We start from the raw sequence: 9347 nt of genomic DNA, 5'->3' as shown, positions 1-9347 counted from the left end.
TTAAGTATATGATTTTATTTAACTTATAAAAGGTGATTTCGGATAACGTCCATTATGTTAAATGGGTGGATTATTTTCATTAATGATCCCAAAAGCTTTTCTCCATGCCTGAGGGCTGGTGCCATATTTTTCACGAAAATTTTTTCTAAATGACACGGTATTATTAAAACCTGAAAGCTCGGTTATCTTTTCGATAGACAAGTTTGTCGTTTCTAAAAGTTCACAACTTAATCTGATTCTTTCAGTATTCAGCCAATCGACTAGGGTCATGCCTGTCGCTTTCTTAAAATGCCGTGTGAACGTCCTGCGTGTCATATGTGTCCGTTCAGCGAGGCTTTCAATATTATGTTGTAAAGCTAAATTCTTTCTTAAAAAATCAAGTAATACATTAATTTGTGCATCTTGGCTCGATTCTGCGACTGGCTGTTCAATAAACTGAGCTTGCCCACCTTCACGGTGAGGCGGGATCACCATTACTCTAGAGACTTTATTCGCAATTCGTGCATTATAGATTTCTCGTACCAAATATAGGCAGCAGTCTAATGCTGCACCTGTTCCAGCAGAGGTTACAATCCTTTGGTCTTCTACATACAGGGCATCATGATCAAGTTGAACCTGTGGAAACCGCTCACTGAAATCTTGTTCAGCCATCCAGTGCGTAGCTGCTTTTTTATGGTCAAGTAAACCAGCATATGCCAGTGCATAAGTTCCATAGCATAACCCTACAATTCTAATTCCAGTCTGATATGCACAATTTAGGGCATCGATAAGTACTTGTTCAGGCTCGTGATTAAAATCATCCCACCCAGGAATAATAATAAGATCCGACTCTTTAATGAGCTCGACCCCACCATCAGGGATAATCATCATAGACTGTTCTGTTGTTACGGGCTGGCCATCTATAGAAAAAATTTTCAGATCAAATAAGGGTTTATCTTCAATCTTGATATTGAAAATGATATGGGGGATAGAGAAGTGAAATGGATTTATATTGGGATATACGAACAATCCAATCACTGGTATAGCCATTCAATCTACCTCTCTAAAATAATAAATATAGCATGTTGTCCCAATAGTTTCGATGATTGTCCTTAAGGACAATTTTATTGCTTAATTTTTCCTATCATGATTCGAGTATGACTAAATGATTGGATCTGGAACATGAATAAAATTTTAAGTAGCTCTGTTATTGCACTCTCTCTGGCAATGGCTTCAGTCCATTTATATGCGAATGATAAGGTGGTTCAGCGAGATACTTCTAAAGTTACGCATATACAAGAAATTCGCAATGCAACGATTAAAGTAACCTATGCTGATACGACTTTTTTAATTGACCCAATGTTTGCTAAAAAAGGATTCTATGAAGGTTTTCCTGATACTCATCGTAGCTATTTACGGAACCCATTAGTCGATTTGCCTATCAAGCCCGAAACGATTTTAGAAGGTGTAGATGCGGTAATCGTGACCCATACCCATTTAGATCATTGGGATGATGCAGCACAAGCGACTATTCCGAAAAACATGCCGTTGTTTGTACAGAATAAAGAAGACCAGAAAATCATTCAATCACAAGGCTTCAAAGATGTTCGTGTATTAACTCAAGCGACCTTTGAAGGGATTAAGCTCACTAAAACTGGTGGTCAACACGGTACTGATGCCATGTACCGTATTCCTAAGCTTAAAGCTGGATTAGGTGAAGCAATGGGTGTGGTATTTGAAGCTGCTGGCCATGAAACTGTTTATGTGGCAGGAGATACCATCTGGCGTTCTGAAGTTGATCAAGCGATTCAAACATTTAAACCTGATGTGATTGTCTTGAATACAGGTAACGCCTTGGTTGATGGCTTTAAAGAATCCATTATTATGGGCAAAGAAGATACTTATCATGCAACTCAGAAAGCACCAAATGCTAAAGTGGTTGCTGTTCACATGGATGCAATTAACCACATGTCGGTAACACGTGCTGAGCTTGCAGATTACGTAAAGGACAAAGGAATCCAAGATAAGGTTTTAATTCCTATCGATGGTGAAACGCTTTCTTTCTAAAGTGACTTAAAGAAGTGGAAGCATTCCACTTCTTTAAAAACCTAAGTAGAACAAAACAAATATTAGTTAAGTAAAGGAACAGATATGTCAAAATCAGCTTTATTAGTTATCGACTTACAAAATGAATATCTACCTACAGGTAAATTACCCTTAGTAAATATTGAACAAGCTGCTGCTAATGCAGTGAAAGTAATTGCGAAGGCCCGTCAACAGGGTACACAAGTTATTCATGTCCAACATATTGCTAATGCTGAATCTCCTATATTTGAACCCAACTCAAATGGTATTGAATTTCAGGACACAGTTAAGCCGCAAGAAGATGAATCTGTGATCATTAAAAATCACATCAATGCGTTCTTAAACACGAATCTCAAAGAAATTTTAGATAGCAATCAAGTGACTGAGTTAGTCGTGATTGGTGCTATGAGCCATATGTGTGTCGATGCGGCTGTTCGTGCTGCTTCTGATTTTGGTTATAAGGTAAAAGTTATTCATGACGCTTGTGCAACACTAGACCTGGAATTTAATGGCGTTAAAGTACCTGCTGGTCATGTCCATGCAACATTAATGGCCGCTTTTGAATTTGCATATGCTCAAGTGATATCAACTGAAGATTATGTTAGCTAACGATTAAGATTTTCTAAAATTAACATAATACACCTTATCCGAAGCTATGAACCCTTATTTTGTAAGGCTTTCATAGCTCTCCATTTCATCATTAACACCGCATCTTCCTCCTCAAAACTCGACTCACCTGAAGCAATCCGTTCAATCATCGCATTGACATCCACTTGACTGGCATCAATCACATGCTGCTCAAATGAATGCTCCGCAATCCCTTGCGTTGCCTTAAAAGCAGCTCGAATTCGATCTGCATCTACTGGATTTTTCATACTTGGCCACGCTGCTCTGATTTATAACTTGGATGATCTTTCAGATAGGCAATAAAACTGTCCAAACGTTTGCTATCCAATCGTGATTCTTCAGGATGATCCACATGCTGCAATAGGTTCTGACCTAAAAAAAACTGCTCAAACTGAGCCTTAAAATACTCTGGAATATCAGACACCAAAACATAGCTATCATCTGATTTCAGTTGATGCCGTGGGATCTGAATCAACTCCAGTAAATGTTTCTTCCACAGTAGACTAGCCCGAAGCTGATCATTCACTGGATGATGGGGATCATGTGCAGTAGCACGTTGATCGTCAAATAAACCCTCAAGAATTTGTTTTCCAGTCTTCATACGACCTCCAAAAGCTTTATTTAAAACCTCACAATATTCCTAGAACCATGATGGCGTATAACTATCATCACGATCCAAGTCTTGATTTTTACGCTGCGCTAAGGCTTGGTTGTACTCCTTTTGATAGATCTGGAGCTTATTAAATTGCCGAATCTGTTGAATGGTTTGCTTCTGTGCCTCAACTTCAAGCTGAATAATTGGATCAGCACTTTTCAACTTCCATCGGTAGATCTGTGGAACATCCTGCAATTGCGTTCCATACTTCTGGTTAAATTCCTGATTAGACAGATGACTCACTCGATTTGGAACAACAATCTCCATACCCTCCAGAATCACGGTTTTCATCGGTGCATGCATTTCCAAAGCCTGATTAATCAGGTGCTCAGTTTTTTCTCGAAAGGCTTTGACCTGATCACGGCCAAAGCCCAACGCATCAGCCGTTAATTTCTGTGCGCCACCCTTGGTGGGATTCTTTGGACGATACTGCTTAAAAAACTGCTCTGGTGGTCGTTCAATCCCATCGGCCAGACTCCGTTCAGAATACATCAGATGCAAATGCGGTTGATCTTCACCTGTCAGCTCACTCGGATGATTATGCACCGCTGCGGTATAAGGAAACTGATACTGATCAGCAAATTCCTGAATAAAGGCCTCGACCAATTCTTTACGTTGCTGCTTCGACAACTCTTTCGGCAAGGCCACGGTCAAGGTTGAACTGGTTCGACCTCGAGCAATCTCATAACGATCCGCACTACGCCAAAAGCTTGCAGGCGCATCGATGGCCCAACTAGGCATATTTCCAGAACGCACGAACTCCAATTCCTCATCGGCCTTTTGCTCGGCAAAATGAGCCGTTCGAGTCAGATAATGGAAGGTATTCTTGGAACTGGAATCCTTCTTCACATTGTGCCGAATATTCATGTAAAACATGCCGAATTCACCTGAGATCCAATTTGCAAAGGAGGCTCTCCGCAGGAGCGAGGAGGAGTGTCTTTTTTTGACAATAATCGCTTTAGCGGTTGTTGTCAAAAAAAGACACGGAAACGAGATAAACTATTTTTTATGCGTAGCAGAAAAAATAGTTTAAACACCCACAAGATGACGCTAACATGGTGTCAATCCACGGCAAAACGAGATCCAAATGGCAGGACGCAAAGCATTAGTTCTCACAGCAACAGACATCAAAGAACTCGGCATGCATATCCTGAGTTTGCCGTTCAAACGACGGATTGAAGAACGTTGCCTGCACATGCTCAAAAACAAAAAAAGTCTTCAGGATCTTAGTGAGCAAGACCGACAATTGATCCAAAAATGTCGCTATGAACGCAATGCCTACAACAAACGTATGCTTCAGCTGCAACTGATCCAACAGACAGAACCTGCCAAACGCAATGCACTGCAACAAAACATCCTCAAGCTCCACCAAAAACATGACATCGATGCCTACTTTGCCATGCACGATGCACTGGATGAAATCCTCAAAACACAACGCCACCAGACCGCAGCAAAAAACCTGAATCAGAAAATAGAAAAAGCCCTGAATCCAAAACAACAAAAGGAAAAACAAAGTCAGAAACAACAGAAAAAACGAGAAGACCAGATCAAATACTTTATCGGCTCACTCTATCTAGGCGTTTTTGAACGAGCAAAGTTTCAAATAACCCACTCCAATCAGGACTTGGACAACCTGAAAACCTTATTTCGTATGGCCTTGATCGGTAAAACCATGCAACAAACCAACAAGGATCTCCAGACAGTCACCCAAGAAATTTCCAATTCAAGTCAATACCAAGAAATTGAACGATTTATACAAGAAGCTAAACAAGATCCAAGAAACCCATTCAACAAAACACCTGAGTAATGAACAAACATCACCTTTAAACGCTGTATTTTCGCCATAGTACGATCATTTCAAACTGAACTAGAGATCGGTACACAAAAAACAAAAAAGTGCCTCTAAACGCAAATAGAAGCAAATGACACAGCATCTATAAAAGATAAGAACAGCTTAACCAAGCGAGTGTCTACGAGCGACATCCCCAAAATTCGCGCCTCGGCCCTCTGAAAAACCGCTTTTTTAGGTTAATAGACCTAAAAAAGTGAACTTTAGATGCAAAAATTTGAGCCTAGACCGAGTGAAGCGAGCATAAAGTTTTATGAGCGAAGCGAATTCCGAGTTGCTTTTGCTCTTGCCTTTGCTTTTTTTCAAATTCACAACGAAAACAACCAAAAAATTGCCCCTCGAATCGAGCGAAAGCGAGATTCAATAGAGTTTGAGCGTAGCGAAAACCAAGGGCAATTTTGACCAAACCGGGCTTTTAATTATTTTTAATAGTTTTTAATGCTTTTAGATCAGCTGAAAGCCTTTGTTTGCAATAGTTTAAGGGGCGATAAAGATAGGTTTAAGGGGCGATAAAGATAGGTTTAAGGGGTGATAAAGATAGGTTTAAGGGGCGATAAAGATAGGTTTAAGGGGTATATGAATAGATAGATTATTGACTATTTAAAATATATGACATATAACCTAGTTAAATGAATTAATAAGCTTCATATCATGACAAATAACAATAAATTAGTTGTTAAAGATAATGCTCTTATCGATGCTTCTTTTAACTTATCACTCATAGAGCAACGTATTATGCTCTTGGCCATAGTTGGAGCTAGAGAGTCTTCTGATCTCACGCCAGATACACCAATAGAAGTGCTTGTAAGCGACTACATTCATCAATTTAAAGTGGATAGTAATAATGCCTATGGCTTGCTCAGAGAGGCAGCAAAAACACTAAAAAGAAGGGAGTTCAGTTATTTAGATAGATATAAGGGCCTAGAGGCTCTTACTACAGCAAATTGGGTAAACAAAGTGACCTATGTAGATTCTAATGGTCTTATTGTTTTATACCTTAGCAACGAAGTTATCAGCTTAATTAGCCGATTAAGCGAACAATTTACCAAATATCATATAGAGCAAGTATCTGATTTTAGAAGTAAATATAGCATAAGACTATATGAGCTATTAATTAAATGGTTGAATGTAGCAAAAACTGAGAAATATAGTATTAACGATCTTAGATCAAAGTTAGGTCTTGACGCGACTGAATATTCAACAATGTCTAACTTTAAATCCAACGTATTAGACAGAGCAGTAAGTGAAATTAATAAACACACTGATATTACCGTTGACTATGACCAATTCAAAAAAGGACGAGTTATCACTGACATTCAATTCAGAATTAAATCGAAAGTTAGGCCATCTCAACAAGAATTAACTAGAACGCCCCAAACAGCATTCCAACAAATGACAGATGCTCAAATCAATATGTTTGGCAATCAGCTTTCACGACTACCTGAATTTTCAAACTTAGCAAATGGTAATGAAAGCTATGAGAGCCTAGCCGCGAAAATCAAAGAAATGCTAAGAGATCCAATACAGCAAAAACAGTTTTTGCCTCATCTAAAAAACTTAGGCTTTAAAGCTTGAGTGTATTGGAGAATACACATATTGTATTCTCTAATACGTTTTTAAAATACACAGCAATACACTATGAATACAGCTACAAAATACAGTGTTAGTGATGCTGCAACCCTGTATAAAAAATCTCGAGCTACGCTATATAAAGATATAAAAAACGGTGTGTTAAGCCGTGACCACGATGGTTTTATAGATTTTTCAGAACTTCTTCGTGTCTATGGAGAACCTTTTGGAGTAAAACAAGTAAAACGTATCGATACGTCTCCAATACAAAATCAAAATACATCTGAATACACTGATAAAACAGTTATAGAACTCAAAAACCAAATTGATTTTCTAAAAAAACAGTTAGAAAAAGCCGAAGATCGTGAAGCCAAGGCAAATGCTCGTATAGATACACTGCTGACACTCATTGAAATGAAGCCCCCACAATCCAATATGACTACGTTTACCGATCAGAAATCTGCTCCAGATATAGCAACAGATCCTCGGTCAGAACCCGAGCCGAAAGATGACGGATTGCCTACTCTAGTCGAAACAGAAAATAAGCGTATTCCAGTGCCAGAGCACGTAGAACCAGAGCAGCCGAAAAGAGGCTTTCTCAGTCGCTTTTTCTTACCGAATGGGTGAGAGCATTGTTGACTGTAGCTAATCAAAATTGTGGAAGAATGGTTAAATACTAGGCGTGGAACGTGAAGAATCCATAAAAAAGCCCGATCTGGGTTGATTGGGCTGAGTAAAATTACTTAAGGTATTGATTTAAATTAAATTAACAAATTGACTTCGCATAAGGCGTATTATGTTAAGTTTAGACTTCTTGAAGAAATAGAAATCCACACTCACAGTTTTAACAGACTTCTGCATTAAAACAACATATAAGAATAACTTATTATTAAAATGATTTAATATCAATTCATCTGATATTAAAAAAGCTTTATTATCTTCTTAAGCCAATTATTCATATTTAGGCATATATTATGAATCAGCCATTTTATAAAATTGAAAGTAAGATCAACATTATTCGTCATTTCACCCCAAATTGGTTTACTGTCACCATGGGAACAGGTGTTGTTGCTCTAATTATTTCTGAACTTCCTTTTTTACATAGTCAGTTATATGCTCTAGGTACTGTGTTATGGCTGATCAATATTGTTTTATTTATAACTTTTTCAATACTTTATGCTTTAAGATGGATCTTCTTTTATCAAGAAGCAAAGTTAATCTTAAAACATTCAAGCATGCTTTTTTTTCTCGGAGCAATTCCTATGGGATTGGCTACGATAATTAACGGATGTTTAAAATATGGAATCATGATGTTTGGCAATGATAATCATATTGTCGCTATTGCACAAAATTTATGGTATCTCGATGCTGTTTTAGCGTTTTTAGTTGCTCTTTTTGTTCCTGCGATGATGTTTACTCGACAAGATCATCAACTGCATAGCATGACCGCGATTTGGTTACTTCCTATCGTAACAGCTGAAGTAACAGCAAGTTCTGGTGGAATTCTATTAGCACATACCATGGCTCCTTTAGACGCGATCAATATTCTTGTGGGGAGTTATATGCTTTGGGGAATTTCTGTATTACCAGCATTTTCTATTTTAACAATTTTATTTTTGAGAATGGCTGTACATAAATTACCTGAGCAACAAATGGCGATTTCTGGATGTTTAGCATTAGGACCGATTGGAACAGGTGCTCTTGCTTTGCTTTTACTTGGCAAACAGGCTACGCATGTTTTAGCGTATATTCACATGGAAGCGCTAGGCCAAATCATGCACTACACTGGAATTATGGGTAGCATTATTCTAATTGGTTTTGGTTTGTGGTGGTTAGCTATGGCTATTTTTACAATTTATAAGCATTTGAATATTAATTTTAGCTTTAACTTGGGTTGGTGGGGGTTAACATTTCCATTAGGTGTTTATTCTTTAGCAATTTTAGAGTTAGCTAAGCAATTAAATATGCAAATTATAAGCTATATTGGGTATGGATTGACTTTATTTTTAGTTGTTTTATGGGTGATGGTTATTTGTAAAACGCTACTTGGTGCATATAGAGGTACGCTTTTTATTTCTCCATGCTTAATCGCTGAATTAAATAAAAAGAAAGAGTATGCTAATTAAACCAATAATTAAAACGCATTGATATTTAAAATAATTATTTTATAATAAAGTACAATGAGATGGTATTCCTCCTTTTACAAACCGCCAATTCTGGCTAATGATGCCTACGTAACTCTCTTTCCAATTAGAGTGCGTAGGTATGCGCTCTACTTTTTTTGGAGCGCCACAATGTATGTATTTTTCCCTTCTATCTATTGCTTTTGGAACAGTTTTAGCTAACTTAATCGGTACTTTTACCATCGGGTTAGCTATAAGGATTTAGAAGACGGCAAATGGATGAAATTTACTGGTTGGGGATGTATTGATGAAGCCAGAGCAGAGATTCTGAAATCTATTCAAGCATACAAATAATTTTTAATGAATAAGGTATCAAAATTGATACCTTATTTTCCCCATTTAACATAATGGACGTTATCCGAAATCACCTTTTATAAGTTAAATAAAATCATATACTTAA

General features: G+C 37.7%; 10 protein-coding genes, 1 pseudogene and 1 riboswitch. Of the genes and pseudogenes, 7 read left to right on the top strand and 4 right to left on the bottom strand.

Annotated features, from left to right (window positions below; translation table 11 throughout):
• Positions 1-57: 57 nt before the first annotated feature.
• On the bottom strand, positions 58-1029 hold the full coding sequence (locus tag QLG00_RS01140) for a helix-turn-helix domain-containing protein (protein ID WP_005176780.1): 972 nt from the start codon (positions 1027-1029) through the stop codon (positions 58-60).
• 132 nt (positions 1030-1161) lie between these two features.
• On the opposite strand from QLG00_RS01140, the gene QLG00_RS01135 reads away from it, so the two are divergent.
• Complete coding sequence (locus QLG00_RS01135) at positions 1162-2046, top strand: MBL fold metallo-hydrolase (protein WP_005176778.1); 885 nt, start codon at positions 1162-1164, stop codon at positions 2044-2046.
• Between the two features lie 84 nt (positions 2047-2130).
• A complete protein-coding gene (locus QLG00_RS01130; RefSeq protein WP_055414413.1) occupies positions 2131-2673 on the top strand; it encodes a cysteine hydrolase family protein in 543 nt (180 codons plus the stop codon).
• Between the two features lie 44 nt (positions 2674-2717).
• Here QLG00_RS01130 and QLG00_RS01125 read toward each other — a convergent pair whose 3' ends face one another.
• Genes QLG00_RS01125 through QLG00_RS01115 form a run of 3 tightly spaced genes read right to left on the bottom strand, consistent with a single transcriptional unit; the run spans position 2718 to position 4222 of the window.
• Complete coding sequence (locus QLG00_RS01125) at positions 2718-2939, bottom strand: hypothetical protein (RefSeq protein ID WP_119690329.1); 222 nt, start codon at positions 2937-2939, stop codon at positions 2718-2720.
• Complete coding sequence (locus tag QLG00_RS01120) at positions 2936-3292, bottom strand: hypothetical protein (RefSeq protein WP_151978749.1); 357 nt, start codon at positions 3290-3292, stop codon at positions 2936-2938. The genes QLG00_RS01125 and QLG00_RS01120 overlap by 4 nt, the downstream gene beginning before the upstream one ends.
• A gap of 39 nt (positions 3293-3331) precedes the next feature.
• Positions 3332-4222, bottom strand: a complete 891-nt coding sequence (locus tag QLG00_RS01115; protein WP_151978751.1) for a MobA/MobL family protein — start codon at positions 4220-4222, stop codon at positions 3332-3334.
• Between the two features lie 211 nt (positions 4223-4433).
• Between QLG00_RS01115 and QLG00_RS01110 the strand changes: the two genes are divergently transcribed.
• The 5 genes and pseudogenes from QLG00_RS01110 to QLG00_RS01090 all read left to right on the top strand — a co-directional run.
• The gene (locus tag QLG00_RS01110) at positions 4434-5153 is read left to right on the top strand and encodes a hypothetical protein (RefSeq protein ID WP_151978753.1); all 720 of its coding nucleotides are present in this window, start codon (positions 4434-4436) and stop codon (positions 5151-5153) included.
• A 693-nt stretch (positions 5154-5846) separates the two neighbouring features.
• Complete coding sequence (repM, locus tag QLG00_RS01105) at positions 5847-6770, top strand: replication initiation protein RepM (protein WP_151797050.1); 924 nt, start codon at positions 5847-5849, stop codon at positions 6768-6770.
• A 63-nt stretch (positions 6771-6833) separates the two neighbouring features.
• Positions 6834-7391: a plasmid replication DNA-binding protein gene (locus QLG00_RS01100; protein WP_151797049.1), complete on the top strand. Its 558-nt coding sequence runs from the start codon at positions 6834-6836 to the stop codon at positions 7389-7391.
• A gap of 347 nt (positions 7392-7738) precedes the next feature.
• Positions 7739-8890, top strand: a complete 1152-nt coding sequence (locus tag QLG00_RS01095) for a TDT family transporter (RefSeq protein ID WP_004931863.1) — start codon at positions 7739-7741, stop codon at positions 8888-8890.
• 46 nt (positions 8891-8936) lie between these two features.
• Positions 8937-9004, top strand: a riboswitch (Fluoride riboswitch).
• A 135-nt stretch (positions 9005-9139) separates the two neighbouring features.
• Positions 9140-9241 (top strand): annotated as a pseudogene (locus QLG00_RS01090) (inorganic pyrophosphatase); the annotation flags it as partial.
• Between the last annotated feature and the right edge of the window lie 106 nt (positions 9242-9347).

The sequence above is a fragment of the Acinetobacter sp. V89_7 genome (assembly GCF_029967895.1).
Classification (GTDB): domain Bacteria; phylum Pseudomonadota; class Gammaproteobacteria; order Pseudomonadales; family Moraxellaceae; genus Acinetobacter; species Acinetobacter soli.
The sequence above is the reverse complement of the archived record's forward strand: the minus strand, read 5'-3'. Positions and strand labels throughout refer to the sequence as shown.

Coding starts and splice junctions, on each gene's coding strand:
- QLG00_RS01115 (WP_151978751.1), bottom strand. CDS start 4,222: ATGTTTTACATGAATATTCGGCACAATGTGAAGAAGGATTCCAGTTCC.
- repM (WP_151797050.1), top strand. CDS start 5,847: ATGACAAATAACAATAAATTAGTTGTTAAAGATAATGCTCTTATCGAT.
- QLG00_RS01140 (WP_005176780.1), bottom strand. CDS start 1,029: ATGGCTATACCAGTGATTGGATTGTTCGTATATCCCAATATAAATCCA.
- QLG00_RS01130 (WP_055414413.1), top strand. CDS start 2,131: ATGTCAAAATCAGCTTTATTAGTTATCGACTTACAAAATGAATATCTA.
- QLG00_RS01135 (WP_005176778.1), top strand. CDS start 1,162: ATGAATAAAATTTTAAGTAGCTCTGTTATTGCACTCTCTCTGGCAATG.
- QLG00_RS01120 (WP_151978749.1), bottom strand. CDS start 3,292: ATGAAGACTGGAAAACAAATTCTTGAGGGTTTATTTGACGATCAACGT.
- QLG00_RS01125 (WP_119690329.1), bottom strand. CDS start 2,939: ATGAAAAATCCAGTAGATGCAGATCGAATTCGAGCTGCTTTTAAGGCA.
- QLG00_RS01100 (WP_151797049.1), top strand. CDS start 6,834: ATGAATACAGCTACAAAATACAGTGTTAGTGATGCTGCAACCCTGTAT.
- QLG00_RS01095 (WP_004931863.1), top strand. CDS start 7,739: ATGAATCAGCCATTTTATAAAATTGAAAGTAAGATCAACATTATTCGT.
- QLG00_RS01110 (WP_151978753.1), top strand. CDS start 4,434: ATGGCAGGACGCAAAGCATTAGTTCTCACAGCAACAGACATCAAAGAA.